Below are 26,284 nucleotides of genomic sequence, written 5' to 3'. Positions count from 1 at the left end.
GCACGGTTGATCCCTGTTCATTGGTGAAAGTGGCTAGCTTGCCGGAGTTTACCGGGCAGGCAAACGTCTGTATATGTATATACAAATAACACACGATGGGGTGCCGAACCATGTCCGCCTTCTTTGCCGAACGCGCGCTGCTGCCTAACGGATGGGCCAACAATGTACGTCTTGAGGTCAGCGCCGATGGCCTGCTGACCCAGATTCAGGCCGATTCCACCGCAGACGGCGCCGAACGGCTGAGCGGCCCGCTGCTGCCGGGCATGCCGAATCTGCACTCCCACGCCTTCCAGCGGGCGATGGCGGGTCTGGCTGAAGTGGCCGGCAATCCGAACGACAGTTTCTGGACGTGGCGCGATCTGATGTATCGGCTCGTCGGAAAAATCAGCCCGGATCAACTCGGCGTGATTGCCCGTCAGCTGTACATCGAAATGCTCAAGGCCGGTTATACCTCCGTCGCTGAATTTCACTACGTGCACCACGACAGCAATGGTCAGCCTTACGCCGACCCGGCTGAACTGGCCTTGCGCATCAGCCAGGCTGCGAGTGAAAGCGGCATCGGTCTGACCCTGTTGCCGGTGCTCTACAGCCATTCCGGTTTCGGTGGCCAGACGCCCAACGATGGCCAACGCCGCTTTATCAACAGCACCGAAAATTACCTGAATCTGCAATCGCGCCTGCAGCCAATGTTGGCGCAGCAAAAGGCGCAATCGCTGGGCCTGTGCTTCCACTCGTTGCGCGCGGTAACGCCGCAGCAGATCAGCGAAGTACTGGCCGCCAGCGACAAGCAATGCCCGGTGCACATCCACATCGCCGAACAGCAGAAGGAAGTCGACGACTGCCTGAGCTGGAGCGGTCGGCGTCCGCTGCAATGGCTGTATGAAAATGCCGAAGTCGATCAGCGCTGGTGCCTGGTCCACGCCACTCATGCCAACCCTGAAGAAGTCACGCTGATGGCCAAGAGTCGCGCCATTGCCGGTCTGTGTCTGACCACCGAAGCAAATCTGGGCGACGGGATCTTCCCGGCGGTGGATTTCCTCGCTCAGGGTGGGCGCATGGGTATCGGTTCCGACAGCCATGTGTCGCTCAGCGTGGTGGAGGAATTGCGTTGGCTGGAATACGGCCAGCGCCTGCGCGATCAGCGGCGTAACCGTTTGTACGGTGCAGATCAACCGATGGTCGGGCGCACGCTGTATGACGCGGCGCTGGATGGCGGTGCGCAGGCGTTGGGGCAGCCGATCGGGGCGCTGGAAGTGGGCAAGCGTGCAGACTGGATCGTGCTCGATGGCAATGACCCGTATCTGGCGACGGCCAATGGCGACGGGATTTTGAATCGCTGGTTGTTTGCCGGTGGCGATCGGCAGGTGCGCGACGTGTTGGTCAATGGTCAGTGGGTGGTGCGCGATGGTCGACATGCCGGGGAAGAAGCCAGTGCGCGAGCGTTCACCCAAGTCCTGCGCGACCTCCTCGGCTGACGCATAACCAAATGTAGGAGTGAGCCTGCTCGCGATCGCAGTGTGTCAGTCACTTATTGGTGCTCTGACACAACGCTATCGCGAGCAGGCTCACTCCTACATTGGTTTTGTGGTGTTCTTTAGTTTGAGGTCTTGGCCATCTGCCGATCCGACGCTCGCCAGATCAATCGCGTGGTGTCATAACCCTGCTGACGCGCCTTGCTCAGCAGCTCTTCACGGACCACCCCGTTGACGGTCGGTGTGCGCGACAGCAACCACATGTACTTGCGACTCGGGTCGCCGACGATGGCGGTCTTGTAGTCATCGCTGACGTACAACACCCAGTATTCACCTTTCGCCACACCCGGAATCAGACGTGAGAACCAGGTATCGAATTCGACCCAGAGCTTGTCGGTCTTGCCCGGCACCTGTGGATAAGCCGTGCCCTTGGCCTCTTCCCACTGCCAGTCCGGAGTCAGGCAGCGATTGAGCACCGCGACATTGCCGTCCGGCTTGAGGGTGTAATGGGCTTCGGACTGTGCGCAATTGCGCTGGAAGTACATCGGCAAGCGCGCCAGCTCGTACCAGGTGCCTTGATAGCGCTTGAGATTGACGCTGTTGACGGTTTTCGGCGCCAACGGGTCGACGCCGGAAGTGGCGCAGCCGGCCAGTACCAGGCCGGCAAAAAGGATCAGCAATAACCGCTTCATTTTTCTTCTCCGTGGGCGCGAAGCCCCGGTTTACTTCAGGCCTTGGCCGGAAAACATCAGCACTTTGTCACCGGCGTACTGCACGCTGATAAAGCTGTTCTTGTCGCCCCAAGTGCAACTGGACATGCCGAGCGCGCCCGAGCAATCGGTGGGCTTGCCGAGCAGAGTCTCGACTTCGGCCTTGGCCATACCGGCCGAGAGCTTCGAATAGTTTTCCTGATTGACCTTGCTGCATGCGGCCAACAGCACGCAAAACGTCAGAAGGGCGATAGATCGCAGCGACATGGTGTAACTCCTGGAACGAGGGGGGATGGCATGGTGCCAACCAGAAGCTTAGAAGAGAAAACCCTCATCTGGTTCCGTGGCCGAACGGCTATTTATCAGGCCGCCCGTCTGGCATTTGCCGATAAATCAGACACTTTGTAGGGCTATTGAGCATTTCGTCGCATTTCGCCAAAGACGCCTAATCTTTGGCGCAACGCGGTCGACATAAAAGCAGCGCAAAGCCCCAGAGTGTGGCAAATTGCCGCCCCTTCTTGACCAGCCCCTTCGCGGTAGTTCATTCGATGACCAGAAACATGAAATTCAGCCACAAGATCTTGTTGGCTGCCGCCCTCGTGGTGGCCATTGCGTTCGCCTGTTTCATTTTCTTCAACGACTATCGACAGCGCGAAGCCTTGAACAGCAGCACCGAAGCCTCGATGCAGGAGCTGGGCAGCCTGACCACCAGCAACATCCAGACCTGGCTGGAAAGCCGCATTCAATTGCTGCAATCGCTGTCGCAGCAAGTCGCCGTCGACGGTAACGCTCCCGCCAGCCTGAAACGCATCATCGACCTGCCCGCCTACACCGGCAATTTTCAGCTCAGCTATTTCGGCGGCGCTGACGGCGTGATGTTCTCGGTGCCGGCCGGCAATCGCGCGCCGGATTACGATCCACGCGCCCGTGGCTGGTACAAAGCGGCAAACAGCGCGCAACAGACCATTGTCACCGAACCGTACATCGCCGCGTCCTCGGGCAAACTGGTGATCACTGTCGCAACACCTGTTCAGCGCCAGGGCCAGATGCTCGGCGTCGCCGGTGCCGACATCGACCTGACCAGCGTCAGCGCGATCATCAACTCGCTGAACTTCGGTGGCCACGGTCACGCATTCATCGTCAGTGCCGACGGCAAGATCCTGATCCACCCGGACAGCAAACTGGTACTCAAGACCCTTGCCGAGGCCTATCCCAATGGTGCGCCGAAAGTCAGCCCGGGTCTGAAAGAAGTCGAGTTCGACGGCAAAACCCAACTGATCTCCTTCACCCACATCAACGGCGTGCCGTCGGCCGACTGGTACGTGGCGCTGGTACTCGATAAAGACACCGCGTTCGCAATGCTCAGCGAATTCCGCACCTCGGCGCTGATCGCCATGGTTATTGCCGTGGTGATCATCATCGCCCTGCTCGGCATGCTCATTCGCGTGCTGATGCAACCGTTGCTGACCATGGGCCGAGCGATGCACGACATCGCCGAAGGTGAAGGCGACCTGACTAAACGTCTGGTGATCCACGGCAACGACGAGTTCGGCGCGCTAGGCACCTCGTTCAACCGTTTCGTCGAGCGCATTCACACCTCGATCCGTGAAGTGTCTTCGGCCACCGGCCAGGTCAACGAAGTCGCCCTGCGCGTAGTCGCGGCGTCGAACTCGTCGATGTACAACTCCGATCAGCAGTCCAGCCGTACCAACAGCGTCGCCGCCGCGATCAACCAACTCGGCGCCGCCGCCCAGGAAATCGCCCAGAACGCCGCCCTCGCCTCGCAGCACTCCAGCGATGCCCGCAGCCTCGCGGTCGACGGTCAGCAGGTTGTGGATAAAACCATCCAGGCCATGCAACAGCTGTCGGCGAAGATCAGCGATTCCTGCGGCAACATCGAAACCCTGAACAGCAACACGGTGAACATCGGCCAGATTCTCGAAGTGATCACCAGCATTTCCCAGCAGACCAATCTGCTCGCGCTCAACGCCGCGATCGAAGCAGCGCGTGCCGGTGAAGCTGGGCGTGGTTTCGCCGTGGTCGCAGATGAAGTGCGCAACCTCGCCCACCGCACCCAGGATTCGGCGCAGCAAGTGCAAAAGATGATCGAAGAGCTGCAGGTCGGCGCGCGTCAGGCGGTCAGCATCATGACCGAGAGCCAGCGTGAGAGTGAAAGCAGTGTCGGTATCGCCAACCAGGCCGGTGAGCGATTGGGTAGCGTGACTCAGCGTATCGGTGAGATCGACGGGATGAACCAGTCGGTAGCGACGGCGACTGAAGAGCAGACGGCGGTGGTCGAGTCGATCAATGTCGATATCAACGAGATCAACACGCTGAATCAGGAAGGTGTGGAGAACTTGCAGGCGACGTTGCGGGCGTGCTCGGATCTGGAGCAGCAGGCGGCGCGGCTGAAGCAATTGGTGGGTAGTTTCCGCATTTAAGATCAAGGGCTTTACCCCCTCACCCCAGCCCTCTCCCCCAAGGGGGGCGAGGGGGAAAGGGAGCCGATCGGGGGATTTTCCAGACCTGAGTTCGACTCAGAAATTGCAGGTCGATGTATCAAGACCAGACAACTCGGTCAGTCCCCTCTCCCTCCGGGAGAGGGCTAGGGTGAGGGAAAGCTCTTAAAACCGTGAACCCGGCTCGGAAAGAAACACCAACTCCTCCGCCGTAGACTCCCGCCCCAACACCGCATTGCGATGCGGAAACCGGCCAAACCGCGCAATCACTTTCCGATGCCGCTCGGCATAATCCAGATTATCCGCAAACACCGCCCGCTCCGCTTCCGGCTGTTCAGCCACCAGTTCGATAAACCTGGAAACCGCCTCGTTCTGCACCGCAAGATTCTCGCAGTGCTCAAACACAAGATAAATAAACACACGCTGAATCGGTTTCAACTGCCGATCAAAATCCGCCGCAATGCCTTGGGCAACGAGTTTCTGCGCGCGCAGATCGCCGGAAAACGCTTTTGGGGTGTCGCGAAAGATCATTCGCGGCAGTTGATCGAGCAATAACACCACCGCCAGCCAACCTTCGGGACGTTGCGTCCACGCGGTCAATTCGCCGGCCAGGGCCTGATCGACAAAGACCCCGAAACGCTCACGCGCTTCGAGGTCTTGGCTGTCTCGCTTACCGAACCACAACTTGCCCTTGTCAGCCGCTATCTCGTCGGGGGATTCGGCATGTCCGAACCACCAATCGAGCAACGGCTGCCAGGGCGCGGTCATGGTTTATTCCTTGTGGTAGGCCGTAGCGCGGGCGACTTCTTCTTTCGAACCGAGGAACACCGCTACACGCTGGTGCAGACCGTCCGGCTGAATGTCGAGGATGCGCTGGTGACCGTCAGTGGACGCGCCGCCCGCTTGTTCCACCAGGAACGACATCGGGTTGGCTTCGTACATCAGACGCAGTTTGCCTGGTTTGGATGGCTCGCGGCTGTCGCGCGGGTACATGAACAGACCGCCACGGGTCAGGATGCGGTGTACGTCGGCAACCATCGCCGCGACCCAACGCATGTTGTAGTTCTTTTTCAGCGGACCTTCTTCGCCGGCCAGCAACTCGCCAACGTAACGTTGTACCGGGGCTTCCCAGTGACGCTGGTTGGACATGTTGATCGCGAATTCCTGGGTCGATTCAGGAATGGTGATGTCTTCGTGGGTCAGCACGAAGCTGCCCATTTCACGATCGAGGGTGAAGCCCTTCACGCCGTCGCCCAAGGTCAGTACCAGCATGGTTTGCGGGCCGTAGATCGCGTAACCGGCAGCAACCTGCTGGGTGCCTGGCTGCAGGAAGGCTTTTTCGTTCAGCGGCTCGTTCTGGCTCAGGTATTCGTTCGGGCAACGCAGTACCGAGAAGATGGTGCCGACCGGGGCGTTGATGTCGATGTTCGACGAGCCGTCCAGTGGGTCGAATACCAGCAGGTACGCGCCTTTCGGGTATTTGCCCGGGATCTGGTAGGCGTTGTCCATTTCTTCGGACGCCATGCCGGCCAGGTGACCGCCCCATTCGTTGGCTTCGAGCAGGATCTCGTTGGAGATCACGTCGAGCTTCTTCTGCACTTCGCCTTGGACGTTTTCAGTGCCCATGCTGCCCAGAACACCACCCAGGGCGCCTTTGGACACGGCGTGGCTGATTTCTTTGCAAGCACGCGCGACCACTTCGATCAGGAAACGCAGATCGGCAGGAGTGTTATTGCTGCGGGTCTGCTCAATCAAATAGCGACTCAGGGTAACGCGGGACATGGACGGCTCCGGTGGAATGGGGGCTAAAAACCCGCGCAGTTTACAGGGAGTCTGAAAACGTAGCGAGCGAAGACGCCCGGTAACGTGCGTTGGGGTGTATTTGCCTGTATGAGACGTGATTGTCGGGGGAGAGTTCAGGTAGCGGGTTTAGCGTAGTTGGAAATCGGACGGGTGTGGCTGGGGGTTAATTGATCAGTTCGGAATATGTATTGGCTGGTAGGCCGCTATCGCGAGCAGGCTCACTCCTACAGTTGATCGCATTCCATCTGGAGAAATGCAATCAACTGTAGGAGTGAGCCTGCTCGCGATCGGGTGCGCAGCACCCGCCTTTTCAGGATTTGGCAGGCGGCTTGCGCAATAGGCTGAACGCCATCGCCCCGAGAAAAACCACACTCAACAACAACACCGCCCACAGGCCGATCTTCTTCCAATTGGTCTCGGCCACCGCCGCCGCTGTTGCGGTTGAAGTTTGCGTGACAACCGCCTCACCCTGGACCATCGCCTTACCCAACCCCGCCAGCTTCTCCGGTTTGAAATCCGGAATCAGCGTCGCCAACGGCAAGTTCGCTGTCTTCACCGTCGCATTGCCCACCGCCAGACTGTACGGCCCCTCGCCCCGCGCGAGGAAAACCACCTGCGTCGCCCGCACCGCATATTTCAGACCCGGCGCCTGCTCACCCAAACCACCGCCACGCTCATCCACGCTCAGTTTCAACTGCTGCACGGTCTGCCCGTAGAGCGGCAATTCGTTCTGCACCACATCCTGACCATTCTGGCTCAGGCGATAGAGCAAGCCATTGCCCAACGTCTGCCACGGCAAGCTGCTTTCGCGACGCCCCGCCAGCGTCACCGGCGCCAGGCTGTTCGGCTGTTTCAGCTCGACCTGCACGCGCTCGACATTCAGCCCCATCGGCAACTGCCAGGTGTATTCACCGGTCTTGGTGCTGCTGCCGGCCAACGCCGGCGACCAGACCAAAGGCAGCGGCACATTGCGCGGATCACTGCTTTTCAGCTGCGCCGACGTCAGGATCGGCGCCGAGTTCGGCGACTCCCATAACAACCGCACATAACGCGCCGACTGCCCCGGCAGCGTCACTTCGTGCTGCACGATGCGCTCATCGGAAAAGGTCAGCCGCGCGACCTGCCCCTCGCCCCACGCTTGCCAGTGTTGCAGATCGTCGCTGGCTTCAATGCTGAAGCGCTGGAAGCCGTCGCGCTCGCTGGTCCAGTCGAGGATCAACTGCTGCAACGGCGCCTTGATCGCGCTGGCATCCAGCAGCCAGCCACGCAGCACCTCTTCACCCGCTTCCAACTGACTGGACGGCTGCACCTCGACCAGCGTGCCGTTGGTGGTCGATTGCACACGCACATTCGGCGCGCGTTCGCTGGCGTCGGCGGCGTTGTACAGCGGGAACCATTTCACCTCATGCAAGCGGCCGTCGTCGCGGGTCTGCGCTGATTCGCGCGCCAAGGCGTAGGCCTGCGCTTCGCCGGCAGCGTTGAACACACGCAGATCACTGAGATCGGTCTGGCGTGCCTGCAATTGCACGCTCAACGGCAATTCGAGGCGGTACCACGGACCGTTGCCAGAGACTGACAGCGACACCTGCGTGGCGAAGTCCGCCGGTTTTTCCTGAGCGCCGGCCGCCATCACCACGCCCAACGCCAACCAACCCAGATTTCGCATGCGACTCAAGATGAAACTCCTTCGGTGTCCGGGGCCGGTTTGTCCACCGCCGGTTCAGCGTCGACGCGTTTGGGCGGCAGTGGCGCGAAATAGCCGACCACCAGCAGCAACACGCCGACACCGATAAACGAGACGATCCGGGCGAGACCGCCACGGTTGCTCAATTCGACAAAAATCAGTTTGGCCACCACCAACGCAATCAGCGCCGCGCCGATCAGCCACACTTCGCGGCGATGGCGCAGATGGCCGCCGATCATCAACCCCAGCGCCATCAGCGTCCAGACGATCGACAACCCGGCCTGCACCAGCATTGAGGCGAGCAACGTATCCAGCTCGAACGGGATGCCGGCCCAATGGTGCGCCGCGCGGGTGACCAACGCGGTGCAAAAGGCGAACAGCGAAACCCCGGCGACCAGTTGCGTCGCGTAATCGGCGTAGTCCTGGCGAATCGACAGCTGCGAAACCGCGCTACGCGACCAGACGTAAACACCGAACAATGCGAACAACAAACCCAGCTCCAATGGATTGAGCAGCGGCACGTATGGCAGCGGCTCGGCGTTGCCATCGCTGACACCATTCGCCAGCCAGAACCATGCGAGCATCAACACCGCCAACGGCGCAGCGGCGTACAAACGGTACTCGCGAGGGAATGCCGCCACCGGCCACGGCCAACTGCGCGGTGCCGCCGCCAGCAGCAGATACAGGCTCGGCAGAATCGCCCAGCCCAGCCAACGCCAGGCGTTGTATTGCTCGGACAACAGCAGCAGACCGTAGCGCAACTCCAACGCCAGCACGCCAATCAGCAGCCAGCAGCCGAGCACATGCGCCGCGCTCAAGGCGCGCGCCGGCAACATCGGCGCCAAACGTCGCAAGCTGAAGAAATGCACGGCGAACACTGCTGCCCACGCCAGCCAACCGAAATCGGCCGCCGGGTGATAACGCGAATGCCAGGCCCCGAACAGCACCAGCGCCGCAGCCGGAATCAACAAGGTGCAAAGCAGGCCCAGCGCCGGCCATTTCAAGCGCAGCGACAACAGCGTCCACAGCGCCACGCTCAAAGCGGCGACCAGCAGCAACAACGGGCCTTGCAGATTCGGCGCAGCAAAACGCAGCACCTCGCTGACCCACGCCAACGCCCACCAACCGGCCCCCCACAGCAGCAACACTTCTGACAAGCGCTGCAAACTCAACGCATCGAATGCCGAGGCGTGATTGCCCAGTTGCAGGCGCCAGGCACCGATCATCGCAGCCAAGCCCAGTACCAGCGGTGTCCAGAATCCGCCATGGGCCAACGGTTTCAGGCCTTCGCTGGACAGTGGCCCAAGCAACTCGGGGCCGGCCAGCAAAAACGCCGCGCCACCAATCAACTGCAACAGCAGACCAAAGACAAAACTTACGCGCTGCTTGAGGTACAGGCTCAGCCAGATGATCAGCAAACCACTCGCGGCCCACACCGCACTCGCCGTTTGCCATGGCAGCACGAACAGCACCGCCAGATTGATCAGCACCAGACCGGCCAGCAGCACCACCGACAAACCGCGTAACAGACGCACATCGCCACGCACCATTTCATCGCGAGCCGCCAACAGCATGCCGGCGATCAACGCCAGCCCGATCAACGACGCGCTGAGCAACCCGCTCCAGCCGGCGCTGAACACCGCCGCCGAATCCTCGCCCGCGCCTTGCAGACGCAACAGGAATAACGCACCGCCGAGCAACTGCACGGCAAACGCGCTGAACAGGAACGTGCGCGATTGAATGCGCAGACCGACCAACAGAGTTGCCAGCCCGGCCAGCGCCCAACTGATCGCCGCGGCTTGAACGAAGAAGAACAGCGGCGCCAGCAGATAGAGGACGGTCAGGCCCAGACACGCCAACACCGGCAAGCCTTGACGCTCCCAAGGCGAGGCTTGTTCCGGCGTGGCCTTGCGCAATTGATAGAAACTGAACAGCAACGCAATGCCGAGCATCAGCGCACCCAGCGGAGCACCGTCAAGCAGACTGCTCTCGCCGACGCGCAACTGACTGAGAAACGCCAGTGCCGACCCCAGTTGCAGCAGCAAGGCAAACGCCCGAGCGAACGGTCGATGCTGACGCAAACCGAGCCAGAAAATCCCCGCGCCTTCCACTGCCCATGCCGCCGAGGTCCAGCGCGCATCGAGTCCCAGCGGGATCGCCAGACTGGCAAAAATCACTCCGAGCGCCAGACAGGTTTCGCCCAGCAGAACCGCCCGGCCACCCATCAACACCTTGGCCAGTGCCATGTAGATCATGCCTAGCGCCAGCGCACTGAACGCTGCGGCAAATTCCAGATGCTGCACCAACGCAAACTGCAATCCGAAGCCAATGATCGGCGGTCCGAACAACATCGTGCCGTCGACGTAATCGCCCTTGCGCGCCGACCAGTGCAGCAACGCTTCGCGATCGCCATCCGCAGGTGCATCGGGCATGTCGAGCAACTTGCGGCGGGCGAACAGCAGGCCGATGGCGAGGTACATCAGGAAGAACAGGATCAGGAACGGCTCGGTGCTCCACAACAGCTCCGGCGCGTACGAACGCAGGCCCCAGGCGAAGCCGATGCCAAAGGTGCCGACGAAGCCGATCAGGTTGAGTAGACGCCAGGCCTTGAACCAGGCGATGGCAAGAATGCCAGCATTGAGTAGCGCGAAATAGCTGAACAGCGCGACGTGGTTGCCGGCGCCGGTCGAGGTCAGGATCGGCGCCGCGAAACCGCCCAATGCCGCCGCAGCCGCCAGCCCTAAAGCATCCTGAGTGATCGCCAGAATCGCCGAGAACACCGTCACCGCGACCAGCAATCCCAACGCAGCAGACGGATCGAGCAACGGGTGCAGGCGCATGGCCGCAAACACCGTCAAATACAGCACCGCGATCCCGGTGCCTTGCAACATTAGCGCGTAATTGCTGTTGCGCCGGCGCAGCCACCAACCCAGCGCGAGCAGGCCCAACGCGGCCGCCGCGACACCGGCGTAACGCAACTCGATCGGCACGACCATGCCTTCGGTGGCGTAGCGCAACAGGAATGCCAGACCGAAAAACAGCAACACCACGCCGACCCGCAGCACGGTGTTGCCGCCAAACAGCCAATTGCGCGCAGCACTTATGCCGCGTTCGATGAGGTTCGGGCCACGGGGTTCGGCAGGTTGTTGCGGTTCGGGCGTCACGGCATCAAGGCGCCAGACATCGGCGGGCAGCGGTTGACTGGTTTCGCTGGCGACGGCGGAAATCGGTTCGAGTTCGGGCGGCAGCTCCCAGATCAGTTCGGGGGCCGGGGCTTCTTCGACTGCTTTGAGGGGTTCGACGACAGGTTCGGCGGCCGGCGCCGAAGTCGGTGGCGGCGCAGCATGAAGGGGCGCGCCTTCGAGCAAAAACAGACGTTGCTCGACGCCTTGCAAAGCGACCTTCGCCTGCTCAAGTTGCTGCTGTTGCGCCGCCGCCAACGAGCCAAGCCGCGCGATGCGGATCGTCTGCCCGATTGCCAGCCCCAACAACGCGCCCAACAGCGCATCACTGAACGACTCGTCGAGCAGCCAGCCGAGCACCAGCCCGATCAACATGAACATCCATTGCATGGTCGATATCCCTAAGCAGCCCCAAGACGGGGCGAGTCCGGCGATTGCTTCAGTCTAGGCACAAACCCTGTGGGAGCGAGCCTGCTCGCGAAAGCGGTTTGTCAGCCAACATTTCTGTTTAACAAGACAACCGCTTCGCGAGCAGGCTCACTCCTACATTGGATTGGTGGTGACTGGAGCTACCGGTAACCGGCGCTCAGTATATCGATCCGGCCCAACAAACGTTGGGCCTTGCGCAGATTTGTTGCGGAAAGTTACTCCAACGCTTTCCAGATATCCGTGGCGTACTCACGAATCGTCCGGTCAGACGAGAACCAGCCCATCCGCGCCGTGTTGAGTACTGCTGAACGCCACCAGTTGTTGGAGTCGTGCCAGTGCGCCTCAACGCGTTTCTGCGCTTCCCAGTAGGAGTCGAAGTCGGCGCAGACCAGGAAGCGGTCGTAATCCACCAGCGAATCGATCAGCCCGGTATAGCGCGAGGTGTCATCCGGCGAAAACACCCCACCGCGAATCGCTTGCAGCACATCGTTCAAGCGATGGGATGCAGCGATGTCTGGCACTGCGCTGAACTCATGATTCTGTTTACGCGCTTCCACCTGCTGCGCGCTGAGACCGAAGATAAACATGTGCTCGGCCCCGATGCGTTCGCACATTTCCACGTTGGCGCCGTCCAGTGTGCCAATGGTCAGCGCGCCGTTGAGGCCGAACTTCATGTTACTGGTGCCTGATGCTTCGAAGCCGGCAGTGGAAATCTGCTCGGACAAGTCCGCCGCCGGAATGATGCTCTCCGCCAGGCTGACGTTGTAGTTGGGCAGGAACACCACTTTCAGCAGGCCGCGCACGGTCGGATCGTTGTTCACCACCCGAGCGATATCGTTCGTCAGTTTGATGATCAGTTTGGCCTGGTGATAACTCGCCGCCGCTTTACCGGCGAAGATTTTCACCCTCGGCACCCAGTCGACTTCCGGCTCGGCGCGGATCGCCTGATACAGCGCCACGGTGTGCATCAGGTTGAGCAACTGACGTTTATATTCGTGGATGCGTTTGACCTGTACATCGAACATCGCCGCCGGATTGACCGCGATGCCCAAGCGTTCGTGAATCAGATACGCCAGGGCTTTCTTGCTGTGCAGCCGTTGCTCGGCAAAGGCTTTGCGGAATGCGGTTTTCTCGGCGAACGGTTCGAGATCGAGCAGGCGCTCTTCGGGGTTATCCAGCACCTCGGGACCCAGCGAGTCGACCAGCATCGAGGTCAGTTCAGCGTTGGCCTGGAACAGCCAACGGCGGAAGGTAATGCCGTTGGTTTTGTTGTTGATCCGCTCGGGATAGAGCTTGTGCAGTTCGGCAAACACGGTTTTGCGCATCAGTTGCGTATGCAGTCCGGACACGCCGTTGACGCTGTGCGAACCGAGGAACGCGAGGTTACCCATGCGCACACGGCGACCGTTGTCTTCTTCGATCAGCGACACCGCGCGCAGCACGTCGAAATCGTGAATGCCTTTGGCGCGCAGCGAGTCGATGTGCTGAGCATTGATCAGATAAATGATCTGCATATGTCGCGGCAGCATGCGTTCCATCAAGCCCACCGGCCAGGTTTCCAGCGCTTCCGGCAGCAACGTGTGGTTGGTATACGACAGCGTGTCGACGGTGACTTGCCACGCCGCATCCCAAGCCACGTCGTAGACGTCGACCAGTTGGCGCATCAATTCGGCGACAGCAATCGAGGGGTGCGTGTCGTTGAGCTGAATCGCCGCGTGATCACCCAGGGTCAGCACCGAGGTGTGCATGTTGCGATGACGGCGCAGCAGATCCTGAAGCGAAGCGGCGACAAAGAAGTATTCCTGACGCAGGCGCAGCTCCTGCCCCGCTTCGGTGCTGTCCGCCGGGTAGAGCACGCGGGAGATACTTTCGGCCCGGGCCACTTCGGCGACAGCGCCCAAGTGGTCACCGGCGTTGAAACGCTCCAGGTGCAAATCTTCCATGGCGCGCGCACGCCAGAGGCGCAGTGTATTGACGCTCGCCCCGCGCCAGCCAACGACCGGCGTGTCATAAGCGATCGCGCGGACAGTTTCTGCCGGCGACCAGACTTGTTTGGACTTGCCGGAGATGTCGGTGACGGTTTCGACGCTGCCGCCGAAGCCGATGGAGTAGACGACCTCTGGCCGCTCGAACTCCCACGGGTTGCCGAAATCCAGCCAGTGCTCGGTCTGTTCCTGCTGCCAGCCGTCGACGATGGCCTGGCGGAACAAGCCGTGCTCATACCGAATGCCATAACCGTGGCCGGCGATACCGAGGGTCGACATGCTTTCCATGAAGCACGCGGCCAGACGACCGAGGCCACCGTTACCGAGCGCTGCATCAGGTTCCAGCAAACGGATACGCTCCAGGTCGACACCGAGTTCAGTCAGCGCTTCACGGGCGACGTCGAGCAAGCCAAGATTGCTCAGGCTGTCGTAGAGCAAGCGGCCGATGAGGAATTCCAGCGAGAGGTAATACACCCGTTTCTGACCTTTGCGGTAGATCTGCCGGGTGTGGTCCATCCAGTGCTCGACCATATGATCACGCGCCGCCAAAGCGATGGCTTCGAACCAGTCATGGTCGAAGGCGTGGTCGGGGTCTTTGCCCACCGCGTAGGTGAGCTTGGTCAGGACGGCGTCGCGGAATGCGGCCACCTCTGCTTCGCGAACTAGTGGTTCTTGAGTCATCAATAGGACCTCGAGCGAGCGGGAATTGTCTGAGCCTAGACGGTCTGACCGACGGTCGCGGCGCTGGTTCGGCAGTTTTTCCTGAGACGGTGCGATGGCCCGGCATTACCCTGGCGGATGGGCTAATGAATGCAGGGGCCGTGCCGAATTGTCCGGCAATGTGCCTGCATGGAGAAAAAATCTGGCGAAAGGTTGTTCAAAAATCCACCAGTCCCGGTATGATCGCGCGCCCTGATGCACACACGCCTGGTAACTCCCGATGATGAAGCCCAACCTGATTGCCGCCGCCGAGATCGATCGTCTCGATACGTGGGCGAAATATTCGGCCCCGATGTGCGGTTCCTGCATGTCCAGCTGCTGCACGCTGCCGGTCGAAGTAAAGATCAAGGATCTGGTGCGCATCGGCGTGGTCGACGAATTCGAACTGGGCGATCCGCCGAAGAACATCGCCAAGCGTCTGCAAAAGGAAGGCCTGGTCGAGCGCTTCAACCAGAAGTCCGGCATCTTTACCCTGCAGCGCATGAGCAACAACGATTGCTACTACCTGGATCGTAAGAGCCGCTTGTGCACCATTTATGACAAGCGCCCGGATACCTGCCGCAATCACCCGAAGATCGGACCGCGTCCGGGGTATTGCGCTTATAAGCCGAAGGAAGTTGAGCGCGTGCAGAATTTCCGCGCGATAGAGCGCTTCTGAACGACGCTGAGTTCTTCGGTAGCCGTTAAACCCCAGCCCCTCACCCCAGCCCTCTCCCGAGGGAGAGGGAGCCGATCTCTGTCGCTTCCAAACCTGAGGTCGACTCGATTACTCAGGTCGATGCAAAGCCAAAGAACAACTCGGTCAGTCCCCTCTCCCTACGGGCGGTCCGACGTTTCGGGAGGGCTAGGGTGAGGGGCTTTTCAGCTTCAACACACTTATCCCAAACAAACAAAAACGCCCCCGGTCTCGCGACCGGGGGCGTTTTTTCAAGCTCAGGCTAAATTACGCCTTGGCTTTCTTGGCAGCGCGGGTACGCTCGCTTTCGTCCAGGATCTTCTTGCGAAGACGGATGGACTTAGGAGTAACTTCGCACAGCTCGTCTTCCTGGATGTATTCCAGAGCCTGTTCCAGAGTGAAGCGAACAGGTGGTACCAGAGCGATGGTTTCGTCTTTACCCGAAGCACGCATGTTGTCGAGCTTCTTGCCTTTGGTCGGGTTTACACCCAGGTCGTTGTCGCGGCTGTTCTGACCAACGATTTGACCGTTGTAGATCTCCTGGCCGTGTTCTACGAACAGCTTGCCACGAGCCTGCAGGGTTTCCAGCGAGTAGGTCAGTGCCTTGCCGGTTTCAACCGAAACCAGAACGCCGTTCTGACGGCCGGACATGTGGCCCGACTTGACGGTGTCGTAGCGATCGAAGATCGAGGTCAGGATGCCAGCACCGTTGGTCAGGGTCAGGAACTGGTTACGGAAACCGATCAGACCGCGAGCAGGGATGTTGTATTCCAGACGAACACGGCCCTTGCCATCCGGCACCATGTTGCTCAGGTCGCCTTTACGCAGACCCATCTCTTCCATGACCTTGCCCTGAGCTTCTTCAGGGATGTCGATGGTCACGTTTTCGAACGGTTCTTGTTTAACGCCGTTCACTTCACGAATGATCACTTCAGGACGGCCCAGGGCCAGCTCGAAGCCTTCGCGACGCATGGTTTCGATCAGTACCGAGAGGTGCAGCTCACCACGGCCGGAAACCTTGAACTTGTCAGCGGTGTCGCCTTCTTCAACGCGCAGTGCAACGTTGTACAGCAGCTCTTTGTCCAGACGGTCCTTGATGTTGCGGGACGTCACGAACTTGCCTTCTTTACCGCAGAATGGCGAGTCGTTTACCTGGAAGGTCATCGAAACGGTTGGCTCGTCAACGGTCAGAGGCTTCATCGCCTCGACAGTGTCCGGGTGGCACAGGGTGTCGGAGATGAACAGCGAGTCCATACCGCTGATGCAAACGATATCGCCTGCTGCAGCTTCTTCAACGTCGATGCGGTGCAGACCGTGGTGACCCATCAGTTTCAGGATACGGCCGTTACGGCGCTTGCCGTCGGCACCGATCGCCACAACCGGGGTGTTCGGCTTGACGCGGCCACGAGCGATACGGCCAACGCCGATAACACCCAGGAAGCTGTTGTAGTCCAGAGCGGAGATCTGCATCTGGAACGCGCCGTCACGGTCAACGGCCGGAGGCGGAACGTGGTCGACTACCGCTTGGTACAGCGGGGTCATGTCTTCAGCCATGGCGGTGTGATCCAGACCGGCAATGCCGTTCAGGGCCGAAGCGTAAACAACCTGGAAGTCCAGTTGTTCTTCGGTCGCACCGAGGTTGTCGAACAGGTCGAAGATCTGGTCCAGAACCCAGTCCGGACGTGCGCCTGGACGGTCAACCTTGTTGATTACCACGATTGGACGCAGGCCGGCTTCGAAAGCCTTCTTGGTCACGAAACGGGTTTGCGGCATAGGGCCGTCTTGAGCGTCAACCAGCAGCAGAACGGAGTCAACCATCGACATTACACGTTCAACTTCGCCGCCGAAGTCGGCGTGGCCCGGGGTGTCCACGATGTTGATGTGGTAGCCGTTCCAGTTGATGGCGGTGTTTTTCGCCAGAATGGTAATACCGCGCTCTTTTTCCTGGTCGTTGGAGTCCATCACGCGCTCGTCGTTGAGCTCGTTGCGCTCCAGGGTGCCGGATTGACGCAGGAGTTTGTCTACCAGGGTGGTCTTACCATGGTCAACGTGGGCAATGATGGCGATGTTGCGTAGATTTTCGATCACTTGTGTATCTCGATCAGAGGATTCGGTTTGCTGACAAGTCTTGGCAGCGATTAGCAGTAGTGTCCGGCATGGCCGTTACAGCTTGACGGCGGTGTCGGGGGGCCGGTGACGCAGGCCACAGGCAAACAGCCCCGGGCACTTAGCTCGGTCGATAAACGCGCACATTGGCATGCCCCTCACTGAGCAAATGGTGAGCATGCAGGCGACTCATCACGCCTTTGTCGCAATACAGCAGGTACTGGCGAGTCGGATCCAGCTCCTTGAAACGAGCGTTCACTGCGTAGAACGGCATCGTCTGTACTTCTACGCCAGCGAGTTCCAGCGGCTCATCCTCGGCGGCATCCGGGTGACGGATGTCGATCACGATCTGACCGGCCAGTGCTTCGCTGACTTCTTCAATCTGTACGTCCTGGCCCAATTCGTCGATCACCCGATCGATCGGCACCAGTTTGGCGTTTTCGAGCGCACGCTCGAGCACCGCCATGTCGAATTCTTTCTCTTCGTGCTCAACGCGACCGCGTTTGGCGGCCGTCTTCGGATTGACCGAAATGACCCCGCAGTACTCCGGCATGTGCCGGGCGAAATCGGCGGTGCCGATCTCGTTGGCCGTGTCGATGATGTCCTGCTTGTGCGCCACGATCAGCGGACGCAGGACCAGTTTGTCGGTCACGCAGTCGATCACCGACAGATTCGGCAGGGTCTGGCTCGACACCTGGGAGATCGCCTCGCCGGTGACCAGCGCTTCGATGTGCAGGCGATCGGCGATGTTGGAAGCCGCGCGCAACATCATACGCTTCAATACGACGCCCATATGACTGTTATCGACTTTGCCGAGAATTTCGCCCAACACTTCTTCGAACGGAACACTGACAAATAGCACGCGTTGCGAGCTGCCGTACTTCTTCCAGATGAAATGCGCGACTTCCATCACGCCCAATTCATGGGCACGACCGCCCAGATTGAAGAAGCAGAAGTGCGTCATCAGGCCACGACGAATGATCTGGTACGCCGCAACGGTTGAGTCAAAGCCGCCGGACATCAATACCAGAGTCTGCTCCAACGCACCGAGCGGGTAACCGCCGATGCCGTTGTGCTGGCTGTGAATCACAAACAACCGTTTGTCGCGAACTTCGATGCGGACTTCGATTTCCGGTGCTTTCAGGTCGATACCGGCAGCACCGCACTCACGGCGCAGCTTGCTGCCGACGTATTTTTCGACGTCCATCGAGCTGAAGGTGTGCTTGCCCGCGCGCTTGCAGCGCACCGAGAAAATCTTCCCGGCCAGTGCATCGCCGTAGTGCTGTTTGCACTTCTCGGTGATGTCGTCGAAGTCGCCCAGCGGGTACTCGTCGATCTGCAGAAAGTGCGCGATGCCCGGCATGCAGGTCAGGCGCTCACCCATCTCTTTCAAGGCTTTGGGGTCGGTAACGCGGGTTTCCAGCTCGAGATTGTCCCACACACCGTTCACCACCACGGCCGGGTCCAGGTCACGGAGCACGGTGCGGATGTTCTTGGCCAACTGGCGGATGAACTTCGTCCGGACAGGTCGGCTTTTGATGGTGATCTCGGGGAAGACTTTTACGATTAGTTTCATGAAAACAGCGCGCGAACGGCCAGCCGAAAAAGGGGGGCGCGGATTATAGCGGAAATTGCTCAAGGTTTAACCAGTTAATGTGCAGAAGGTTTAGCGCGCACCAAAACAGGTCATTTCTGACTCAAGACGCTACATTAGAGGGCGAGATTTTCCACAATCAGGTGCTTTGCACCTTTATAAGCGTGAATTTGGGGCAAAAAACCCATGCTGGGGCACTGGCATGCAATTTGCTCCCTTGTGAGGCAGGTTGCCTTGGCAGAGTATTCGCGCCGGCATCACCCAAATTCAAGGGCATCCACTACCAAGCCCGAAGCCACCCGGAGGACATATGTCGAAGACGGTTCAACTCATCAAAGATCATGACGTCAAGTGGATTGATCTGCGCTTCACGGACACCAAAGGCACTCAGCACCACGTGACCATGCCGGCTCGCGATGCGCTGGATGAAGACTTCTTCGAAGTCGGCAAGATGTTCGACGGTTCCTCCATTGCTGGCTGGAAAGGCATCGAAGCCTCCGACATGATCCTGATGCCGGTTGACGAAACTGCGGTTCTCGACCCGTTCACCGAAGACGCCACCCTGATCCTGGTGTGCGACATCATCGAACCTTCGAGCATGCAAGGCTACGACCGCGACCCACGTGCGATCGCCAAGCGCGCCGAAGAACACCTGAAAGCCACCGGTATCGGTGACACTGTGTTCGCCGGTCCTGAGCCTGAGTTCTTCATCTTTGACTCGGTGAAATTCAAGTCGGACATCTCCGGCTCGATGTTCAAGATCTACTCCGAGCAAGGTTCGTGGATGTCCGACCAGGACATCGAAGGCGGCAACAAAGGTCACCGTCCAGGCGTCAAAGGCGGCTACTTCCCGGTTCCGCCGTTCGACCACGACCACGAAATCCGTACCTCCATGTGCAACGCACTGGAAGAAATGGGTCTGACCGTCGAAGTTCACCACCACGAAGTGGCGACTGCCGGCCAGAACGAAATCGGCGTCAAGTTCAACACCCTGGTGAAGAAAGCCGACGAAACCCAAACCCTGAAGTACGTTGTGCACAACGTGGCTGACGCTTACGGCCGCACCGCGACCTTCATGCCGAAGCCACTGTACGGCGACAACGGTTCGGGCATGCACGTACACATGTCGATCTGGAAAGACGGCAAGAACACCTTCGCCGGTGAAGGCTATGCCGGTCTGTCCGATACCGCTCTGTACTTCATCGGCGGCATCATCAAACACGGTAAGGCCCTGAACGGCTTCACCAACCCGGCGACCAACTCCTACAAGCGTCTGGTACCAGGCTTCGAAGCTCCGGTAATGCTGGCCTACTCGGCCCGCAACCGTTCCGCTTCGATCCGTATTCCTTACGTGTCGAGCCCGAAAGCCCGCCGTATCGAAGCACGCTTCCCGGATCCGGCTGCCAACCCGTACCTGGCCTTCGCAGCTCTGCTGATGGCCGGTCTGGACGGTATCCAGAACAAGATCCACCCAGGCGACGCAGCTGACAAAAACCTGTACGACCTGCCGCCTGAAGAGGCGAAAGAGATCCCGCAAGTTTGCGGCAGCCTGAAAGAAGCCCTGGAAGAGCTGGACAAGGGCCGCGCGTTCCTGACCAAGGGCGGCGTGTTCTCCGACGACTTCATCGACGCTTACATCGCGCTGAAATCGGAAGAAGAAATCAAGGTTCGCACCTTCGTACACCCACTGGAATATGAGCTGTACTACAGCTGCTGATCCGGTAGCGCTGCGCTACGCGGCGTGAGTGAAAGAGGCCTCCTTCGGGAGGCCTTTTTTATTGCCCGGATTTTAAGGTCGACCAGGATCCCTGTAGGAGTGAGCCTGCTCGCGATAGCGGTGGATCATTGGAGGTAATGCTGACTGACACGACGCCATCGCGAGCAGGCTCACTCCTACAGGGGAATTGTGGTGTCTGAATGATCTCCGGATGTGTGCCGGGTTGGGCCAACCGCCGCGTCTGGCCTATGCTGCACCCCATCGCTTTCAATCCCGGTCGATTTCATGGGTCGCACCTTTCTCTACATACTGCTGCTGATCGCCCTGCCCGCCGTCGCGCAGATCTACAAGTACACCGACGCCAACGGCAACACGGTGTACAGCGATCACTCGCCAGACGGCGTGCAAGCACAGCCAGTGGAGTTGCCGCCGCTTAACAGGGTCGAGCCGCAAACACCGAGCACACCGCCTCCATCCAGCACCGAAACCCGCGAGCCTGTGCGCAACGCCTACGACATTCTTGAACTCGCTGGTCTACCCACCGAAGAGGCCCTGCGCGCCAATAACGGCACGTTCACCGTCCAAGTGCTGATCAAGCCGCGTCTGCAACCGCCGCATCAGTTAAGGCTGGTATTGGACGATGAGCCTTACGGCCAGCCGAGCAACGTGCCGATCCTGCAATTAGTGAACGTTGATCGCGGCGAACATCGTCTAGCGGTGCAGGTGATTGACGGGCAGACGGTCATCCAGCAGAGCGCGCCAGTCCCTCTCAGCGTACAGCGGGTGCACAAGCCATGATTCGTGCGTGGCTGATTGCGGGGCTGGCGCTGCTCACGCTGCAAGCATCGGCTGAGGTGTTCACTTATATCGATGCCCAAGGCAATCGCGTCTACACCGACCAGCCGCGTGGCAATGCCAAGCGCGTACCGATCGCGAACAGCAATCGCATGTCCGCAAACCCCACCGTCGCCGTGCCAGTCACAACTGCAAAAAAAACCCCAGAGCAACCACCCTTCCACTACGACATGCTGCGCATTCTGGTACCTGAACCCGATGCAACGATTCGCAGCAGCGCCGGCGAAATCATCGTCAGCGTCACCAGCGAACCGGGTCTGCAAAAAGGCCATCGTTATCGACTGCTACTGGATGGCCAAGCCACCGGCGAGCCCGGCCTGAGCCCGGTCTTCCCGCTCAGCAACATCGACCGTGGCAGCCACAATCTCTCGGTTGAAATCCTCGACATGGAAGGACGTACCGTCGAACGCACCGCCAACCAGCCCTTCCACATGCTACGCATTTCCCTAGCGCAGAAACGCCAAGTCAAACCCTGCGTCGCCGACGACTACGGCGTGCGCCCGGAATGCCCGCTGAAAGACAAACCGCCCGAGCCGAAAAACCCCTTCCTGCGTTTCTTCTAACTCCGCCCAGCTTTGCGCACTATATTGGTGCAACTGACTGCACCGTACTCACATTCCAACCCATTTTGGTTCGAAACTTCCCGTTCGAGCTGGCACCCTGCCACTCAAACGAGCGTCAAACGCCTGTTTCAGGCGACGAACGCTTCTTTTCGGAGCCTTGGTTTGGTTTTTGCATTTTCCGTTCACCGACGCTTGCTTGTTGCGCACGCTCCGCCCCCAAAAGAGGCTCCGATGACTATTAGCGACGCAATCCACCGTTTGCTGCTCGACAACCTGACCACCGCCACCATCCTGCTCGACGCCGAATTGCGCCTCGAGTACATGAACCCGGCGGCGGAGATGCTGCTCGCCATCAGCGGGCAGCGCAGCCATGGGCAGTTCATCAGCGAGCTGTTCACCGAATCCACCGAGGCGCTGAATTCACTGCGTCAGGCCGTAGAGCAGGCGCATCCCTTCACCAAGCGCGAGGCGATGCTTACCGCCCTCACTGGCCAGACATTGACCGTGGATTACGCGGTGACGCCAATCCTCAGCAATGGCGCGACCATGCTCCTGCTGGAGGTCCATCCGCGTGACCGCTTGCTGCGGATCACCAAGGAGGAGGCGCAGCTGTCCAAGCAGGAAACCAGCAAGATGTTGGTACGCGGCCTCGCTCACGAGATCAAGAATCCGCTCGGTGGCATCCGCGGCGCCGCGCAATTGCTGGCCCGCGAGCTGCCGGAAGACAGCCTGCGCGATTACACCAACGTGATCATTGAAGAAGCCGACCGCCTGCGTAATCTGGTCGACCGCATGCTCGGCTCGAACAAACTGCCGTCGCTGGCGATGTGCAACGTTCATGAAGTGCTCGAGCGCGTCTGCCAACTGGTCGAAGCGGAAAGCCAGGGCTGCATCACCTTGGTGCGTGATTACGACCCAAGCATCCCCGACGTACTGATCGACCGCGAACAAATGATTCAGGCGGTGTTGAACATCGTACGCAACGCGATGCAAGCGATCAGCAGCCAGAACGAATTGCGCCTTGGCCGCATCAGCCTGCGTACCCGAACCATGCGCCAGTTCACCATCGGCCACGTCCGCCATCGGCTGGTGACCAAGATCGAGATCATCGACAACGGCCCGGGGATCCCGGCGGAACTTCAGGAAACCATTTTCTTTCCCATGGTCAGCGGTCGTCCGGACGGTACCGGGCTGGGCCTGGCCATTACCCAGAACATCATCAGCCAGCACCAGGGCCTGATCGAGTGTGACAGCCATCCAGGCCACACCACCTTCTCGGTCTTTCTGCCACTGGAACAAGGAGCCACATCGACATGAGCCGTAGTGAAACCGTGTGGATCGTCGATGACGACCGTTCTATCCGTTGGGTTCTGGAAAAAGCCTTGCAGCAGGAAGGCATGACCACCCAGAGCTTCGACAGCGCCGATGGCGTGATGAGTCGCTTGGCCCGTCAGCAGCCGGACGTGATCATTTCCGACATTCGCATGCCCGGTGCCAGCGGTCTGGATCTGCTGGCGCGGATCCGCGAACAGCATCCACGGTTGCCGGTCATCATCATGACCGCTCACTCCGATCTGGACAGCGCTGTCGCCTCGTATCAGGGCGGCGCGTTCGAGTACCTGCCGAAGCCGTTCGACGTTGATGAAGCGGTGTCGCTGGTCAAGCGCGCGAATCAGCATGCGCAAGAGCAGCAAGGCCTGGAAGTGGTGCCGGCACTGACGCGCACCCCGGAAATCATCGGCGAAGCGCCGGCGATGCAGGAAGTGTTTCGCGCCATCGGCCGCTTGAGCCACTCCAACATTACCGTGTTGATCAACGGCGAATCCGGTACCGGTAAAGAACTGGTGGCCCACGCCCTGCACCGCCACAGTCCGCGCGCGGCCTCGCCATTCATCGCGCTGAACATGGCGGCGATCCCCAAGGATCTGATGGAATCCGAACTGTTCGGCCATGAGAAAGGCGCGTTCACCGGCGCAGCAAATTTGCGTCGCGGGCGTTTCGAACAGGCCGACGGCGGCACACTGTTCCTCGATGAAATCGGTGATATGCCGGCCGACACCCAAACCCGCTTGCTCCGGGTTCTCGCCGATGGCGAATTCTATCGTGTGGGCGGCCACGTGCCGGTCAAAGTCGATGTGCGCATCATCGCCGCGACACACCAGAATCTGGAAACCCTGGTGCACGCCGGCAAGTTCCGCGAGGACTTGTTCCACCGCCTCAACGTAATCCGTATCCACATCCCGCGCCTGTCGGATCGTCGTGAAGACATCCCGACCCTGGCCAAGCACTTCCTCAGCCGCGCTGCGCAAGAACTGGCGGTGGAACCGAAGCTGCTGAAGAGCGAGACCGAGGAATACCTGAAGAACCTGCCGTGGGGCGGCAACGTGCGTCAGTTGGAGAACACCTGCCGCTGGATCACCGTGATGGCGTCCGGGCGCGAAGTGCACATCAGCGACCTGCCGCCAGAACTGCTGAACCTGCCGCAGGACTCGGCGCCAGTGACCAATTGGGAGCAAGCATTGCGTCAGTGGGCCGACCAGGCCTTGGCGCGTGGCCAGTCGAGCCTGCTCGACAGCGCGGTGCCGGCGTTCGAGCGGATCATGATCGAGACGGCTTTGAAGCACACCGCCGGGCGTCGTCGCGATGCCGCCGTGTTGCTGGGCTGGGGGCGCAATACCCTGACGCGCAAGATCAAGGAATTGGGGATGAAGGTCGATGGCGGGGATGATGATGAGGGGGATGAGGGTTAACGAATTGTTCGCTTGAGGATTGCTGCGTGCTCAGGATCCTTCCCAGCCCTCTCCCAGAGGGAGAGGGCGCAGATCCCGGATGTTTTCGAAACCTGAATTCGACTCGGTATTTCACGTCGGCGTAGCTCTCCCAGACAACTTGGTCAGTCCCCTCTCCCTCTGGGAGAGGGTTAGGGTGAGGGCCACCGTGCACCGCATCAATGCACAATGACCCGCGATCGCGCACAGCCGCATCGCCACAACTCAACCCTGAAAACGCTGATAAACCCGTTTTCATAAACATCAAAGCCCCGAATTTCGGGGCTTTGATGTCTCTGATCAGCTTTTTTGTTTCAGCAAATGAAAACCTGGCACGCCCCCTGCAATATCCCTTACAGGTGATTCGATTCACCACCCGTTTCGGGGACCTTGGTACAGGCAGGCCGGGGATTCCCCTCTTTACACCGGGCTCATACCGCAACGCGACGAGCCCACCCTTTTGGGATCCTTGGTACAGGCAGGCCGGGGGTTCCCTCTTTACACCGGACCGACGCTAGCAGCGAAGTCCACCCGTTTTGGGAACCCTGATACAGGCAGGTCAGGGATTCCCGCTTTTACACCGTTCGCCGAGACATCGAGTCCGACGTCAATTGAGCCTGGGCCGTTTGGGTAAATGATGCAGGGGCTGATTTTGCCGCCCTGAGTCATATTCCCGAATCACGGCCTCCAGCCTGTCCAGCATTTTTCCGGGGCTGGATTCATTGATCAGAATGCCCTTCATCCTTGCCTGATCGCCTGGGTCAGCCTTCGCATAGATATCCAGGAACCACCACACCCGCCGCTGCAAAAGCGGATGCTCGACGTGAAATTCAGGCGTGCGACTCAGTTTGCGAATCCCATTGATAACGTCACTTCCAGCCCCGCCAAAGCTGTCCCAGAGCTTAATTTTTTCAGGTATTTCCAAGGGCGGCACATTTCGTAGCCACAGGTTTGCCGACCGATCAGTACTTTCCTCTCCCAGCCAGATGTCGGTGCCTGTTTTTATACGCGCATGTATCAACCGCCGGAGGGAAGCCGGATCGGTAATTGGATTACCACTGAGCTTGAATCCGGCTCTGATTTCAATGGATTCGGGAATCGATGTAATTCGATTGTTCGTCAGATCCAGCACTTTCCCGGGAATCTCGTTGGTGATGCCCTCCGGAAATCTGTCTAACCCTGCATTGGAAAGCTCCAGCACCTGCAGCTCGGTCCTCCCTTTGACAGAAGGCGCAACCGTGAGTGAGTTATTACTGAGTTTCAATACTTCCAATCGCAACGGCCCGTTATCGGCATCAAGCCCTGGAAGATGGAGTATTCCGTTCTGCTCCAGCTCCAATACACGCAACCCGGTCATGCCGGCCACCGAAAAATCAGGCGACAGGTTGGTCCTTTGCAGCGTCAACTCTCGTAATCGCGCACGCCTTGCCAATTCATCAACACTGGCTGGCCCCTCGGTGAGCCGCAGCCCGCGATTATCAGAAAGCAATGCACGTCCATTAACCACCCTCAGACTTTCAAGATTGGGGAAAGCTGAAAAAAAACCTTCCGGAAGAGGCAC

Annotated in this window: 18 protein-coding genes and 1 pseudogene; 9 read left to right on the top strand and 10 right to left on the bottom strand. The window is 59.5% G+C overall.

The genetic code is table 11. From position 1 onward, the window contains the following. The first annotated feature begins 110 nt into the window (after window positions 1-110). Window positions 111-1,475 carry a formimidoylglutamate deiminase gene (locus tag AB4N74_RS25795; protein ID WP_257356850.1) on the top strand — a complete coding sequence of 455 codons (1,365 nt, stop codon included), beginning with the start codon at window positions 111-113 and terminating at the stop codon, window positions 1,473-1,475. A gap of 119 nt (window positions 1,476-1,594) precedes the next feature. Here AB4N74_RS25795 and AB4N74_RS25790 read toward each other — a convergent pair whose 3' ends face one another. Together AB4N74_RS25790 and AB4N74_RS25785 are read right to left on the bottom strand one after the other, a co-directional pair. Next, window positions 1,595-2,164, bottom strand: coding sequence for a lipocalin family protein (locus AB4N74_RS25790; protein WP_093430049.1), 570 nt, complete (start codon window positions 2,162-2,164; stop codon window positions 1,595-1,597). 30 nt (window positions 2,165-2,194) lie between these two features. Beyond that, the gene (locus tag AB4N74_RS25785; protein WP_003220802.1) at window positions 2,195-2,449 is read right to left on the bottom strand and encodes a hypothetical protein; all 255 of its coding nucleotides are present in this window, start codon (window positions 2,447-2,449) and stop codon (window positions 2,195-2,197) included. Window positions 2,450-2,730: 281 nt separating this feature from the next. Between AB4N74_RS25785 and AB4N74_RS25780 the strand changes: the two are divergent. Together AB4N74_RS25780 and AB4N74_RS25775 are read left to right on the top strand one after the other, a co-directional pair. Next, window positions 2,731-3,717 (top strand): annotated as a pseudogene (locus tag AB4N74_RS25780) (cache domain-containing protein); the annotation flags it as partial. Between the two features lie 141 nt (window positions 3,718-3,858). Then, entirely contained in the window at window positions 3,859-4,623 is a 765-nt protein-coding gene (locus AB4N74_RS25775; RefSeq protein WP_371748298.1) for a methyl-accepting chemotaxis protein, read from the top strand. A 183-nt stretch (window positions 4,624-4,806) separates the two neighbouring features. Here the strand turns inward: AB4N74_RS25775 and AB4N74_RS25770 are convergent, their stop codons facing one another. The 5 genes from AB4N74_RS25770 to AB4N74_RS25750 form a co-directional block, all read right to left on the bottom strand. After that, entirely contained in the window at window positions 4,807-5,409 is a 603-nt protein-coding gene (locus AB4N74_RS25770) for a DUF924 family protein (RefSeq protein WP_093430047.1), read from the bottom strand. 3 nt (window positions 5,410-5,412) lie between these two features. Next, on the bottom strand, window positions 5,413-6,423 hold the full coding sequence (locus AB4N74_RS25765; protein ID WP_093430046.1) for a class 1 fructose-bisphosphatase: 1,011 nt from the start codon (window positions 6,421-6,423) through the stop codon (window positions 5,413-5,415). A 331-nt stretch (window positions 6,424-6,754) separates the two neighbouring features. Continuing rightward, window positions 6,755-8,119 carry a DUF3999 domain-containing protein gene (locus AB4N74_RS25760; protein WP_460097632.1) on the bottom strand — a complete coding sequence of 455 codons (1,365 nt, stop codon included), beginning with the start codon at window positions 8,117-8,119 and terminating at the stop codon, window positions 6,755-6,757. Next, the gene (locus AB4N74_RS25755; protein WP_460097631.1) at window positions 8,116-11,700 is read right to left on the bottom strand and encodes a DUF2339 domain-containing protein; all 3,585 of its coding nucleotides are present in this window, start codon (window positions 11,698-11,700) and stop codon (window positions 8,116-8,118) included. The genes AB4N74_RS25760 and AB4N74_RS25755 overlap by 4 nt, the downstream gene beginning before the upstream one ends. 254 nt (window positions 11,701-11,954) lie before the next feature. After that, the gene (locus AB4N74_RS25750) at window positions 11,955-14,405 is read right to left on the bottom strand and encodes a glycogen/starch/alpha-glucan phosphorylase (protein WP_116256343.1); all 2,451 of its coding nucleotides are present in this window, start codon (window positions 14,403-14,405) and stop codon (window positions 11,955-11,957) included. A 259-nt stretch (window positions 14,406-14,664) separates the two neighbouring features. Here AB4N74_RS25750 and AB4N74_RS25745 point away from each other — a divergent pair, with 259 nt between their 5' ends. Then, the gene (locus tag AB4N74_RS25745; protein WP_093430042.1) at window positions 14,665-15,102 is read left to right on the top strand and encodes a YkgJ family cysteine cluster protein; all 438 of its coding nucleotides are present in this window, start codon (window positions 14,665-14,667) and stop codon (window positions 15,100-15,102) included. Between the two features lie 285 nt (window positions 15,103-15,387). Here AB4N74_RS25745 and typA read toward each other — a convergent pair whose 3' ends face one another. Further along, window positions 15,388-17,208 (bottom strand): translational GTPase TypA, encoded by a 1,821-nt coding sequence (typA, locus tag AB4N74_RS25740; RefSeq protein WP_034153003.1) that lies wholly within the window; start codon window positions 17,206-17,208, stop codon window positions 15,388-15,390. A gap of 139 nt (window positions 17,209-17,347) precedes the next feature. Then, window positions 17,348-18,802 (bottom strand): tRNA uracil 4-sulfurtransferase ThiI, encoded by a 1,455-nt coding sequence (gene thiI / locus AB4N74_RS25735; protein ID WP_095047172.1) that lies wholly within the window; start codon window positions 18,800-18,802, stop codon window positions 17,348-17,350. Between the two features lie 328 nt (window positions 18,803-19,130). Here thiI and glnA point away from each other — a divergent pair, with 328 nt between their 5' ends. The 5 genes from glnA to ntrC all read left to right on the top strand — a co-directional run bounded on the left by glnA (window position 19,131) and on the right by ntrC (window position 24,705). Beyond that, on the top strand, window positions 19,131-20,537 hold the full coding sequence (gene glnA, locus AB4N74_RS25730) for a type I glutamate--ammonia ligase (protein WP_007909254.1): 1,407 nt from the start codon (window positions 19,131-19,133) through the stop codon (window positions 20,535-20,537). A 285-nt stretch (window positions 20,538-20,822) separates the two neighbouring features. Then, complete coding sequence (locus AB4N74_RS25725; RefSeq protein ID WP_257356846.1) at window positions 20,823-21,335, top strand: DUF4124 domain-containing protein; 513 nt, start codon at window positions 20,823-20,825, stop codon at window positions 21,333-21,335. Beyond that, a complete protein-coding gene (locus AB4N74_RS25720; RefSeq protein ID WP_257356845.1) occupies window positions 21,332-21,955 on the top strand; it encodes a DUF4124 domain-containing protein in 624 nt (207 codons plus the stop codon). The genes AB4N74_RS25725 and AB4N74_RS25720 overlap by 4 nt, the downstream gene beginning before the upstream one ends. Window positions 21,956-22,186: 231 nt before the next feature. Next, complete coding sequence (gene glnL / locus AB4N74_RS25715; protein WP_460097627.1) at window positions 22,187-23,272, top strand: nitrogen regulation protein NR(II); 1,086 nt, start codon at window positions 22,187-22,189, stop codon at window positions 23,270-23,272. Further along, entirely contained in the window at window positions 23,269-24,705 is a 1,437-nt protein-coding gene (ntrC, locus tag AB4N74_RS25710; RefSeq protein ID WP_007909238.1) for a nitrogen regulation protein NR(I), read from the top strand. The genes glnL and ntrC overlap by 4 nt, the downstream gene beginning before the upstream one ends. A gap of 625 nt (window positions 24,706-25,330) precedes the next feature. On the opposite strand, the gene AB4N74_RS25705 is transcribed toward ntrC, so the two are convergent. Beyond that, window positions 25,331-26,284 (bottom strand): leucine-rich repeat domain-containing protein, encoded by a 954-nt coding sequence (locus AB4N74_RS25705; protein WP_460097625.1) that lies wholly within the window; start codon window positions 26,282-26,284, stop codon window positions 25,331-25,333.

Source organism: Pseudomonas sp. H3_C08 (assembly GCF_054669455.1).
The sequence above is the reverse complement of the archived record's forward strand: the minus strand, read 5'-3'. Positions and strand labels throughout refer to the sequence as shown.

What these genes read in the sequence shown, in the direction of transcription:
- AB4N74_RS25795 (WP_257356850.1), top strand. Translation starts at nt 111, where the DNA reads ATGTCCGCCTTCTTTGCCGAACGCGCGCTGCTGCCTAACGGATGGGCC.
- AB4N74_RS25790 (WP_093430049.1), bottom strand. Translation starts at nt 2,164, where the DNA reads ATGAAGCGGTTATTGCTGATCCTTTTTGCCGGCCTGGTACTGGCCGGC.
- AB4N74_RS25785 (WP_003220802.1), bottom strand. Translation starts at nt 2,449, where the DNA reads ATGTCGCTGCGATCTATCGCCCTTCTGACGTTTTGCGTGCTGTTGGCC.
- AB4N74_RS25775 (WP_371748298.1), top strand. Translation starts at nt 3,859, where the DNA reads ATGTACAACTCCGATCAGCAGTCCAGCCGTACCAACAGCGTCGCCGCC.
- AB4N74_RS25770 (WP_093430047.1), bottom strand. Translation starts at nt 5,409, where the DNA reads ATGACCGCGCCCTGGCAGCCGTTGCTCGATTGGTGGTTCGGACATGCC.
- AB4N74_RS25765 (WP_093430046.1), bottom strand. Translation starts at nt 6,423, where the DNA reads ATGTCCCGCGTTACCCTGAGTCGCTATTTGATTGAGCAGACCCGCAGC.
- AB4N74_RS25755 (WP_460097631.1), bottom strand. Translation starts at nt 11,700, where the DNA reads ATGCAATGGATGTTCATGTTGATCGGGCTGGTGCTCGGCTGGCTGCTC.
- AB4N74_RS25750 (WP_116256343.1), bottom strand. Translation starts at nt 14,405, where the DNA reads ATGACTCAAGAACCACTAGTTCGCGAAGCAGAGGTGGCCGCATTCCGC.
- AB4N74_RS25745 (WP_093430042.1), top strand. Translation starts at nt 14,665, where the DNA reads ATGATGAAGCCCAACCTGATTGCCGCCGCCGAGATCGATCGTCTCGAT.
- thiI (WP_095047172.1), bottom strand. Translation starts at nt 18,802, where the DNA reads ATGAAACTAATCGTAAAAGTCTTCCCCGAGATCACCATCAAAAGCCGA.
- glnA (WP_007909254.1), top strand. Translation starts at nt 19,131, where the DNA reads ATGTCGAAGACGGTTCAACTCATCAAAGATCATGACGTCAAGTGGATT.
- AB4N74_RS25725 (WP_257356846.1), top strand. Translation starts at nt 20,823, where the DNA reads ATGGGTCGCACCTTTCTCTACATACTGCTGCTGATCGCCCTGCCCGCC.
- AB4N74_RS25720 (WP_257356845.1), top strand. Translation starts at nt 21,332, where the DNA reads ATGATTCGTGCGTGGCTGATTGCGGGGCTGGCGCTGCTCACGCTGCAA.
- glnL (WP_460097627.1), top strand. Translation starts at nt 22,187, where the DNA reads ATGACTATTAGCGACGCAATCCACCGTTTGCTGCTCGACAACCTGACC.
- ntrC (WP_007909238.1), top strand. Translation starts at nt 23,269, where the DNA reads ATGAGCCGTAGTGAAACCGTGTGGATCGTCGATGACGACCGTTCTATC.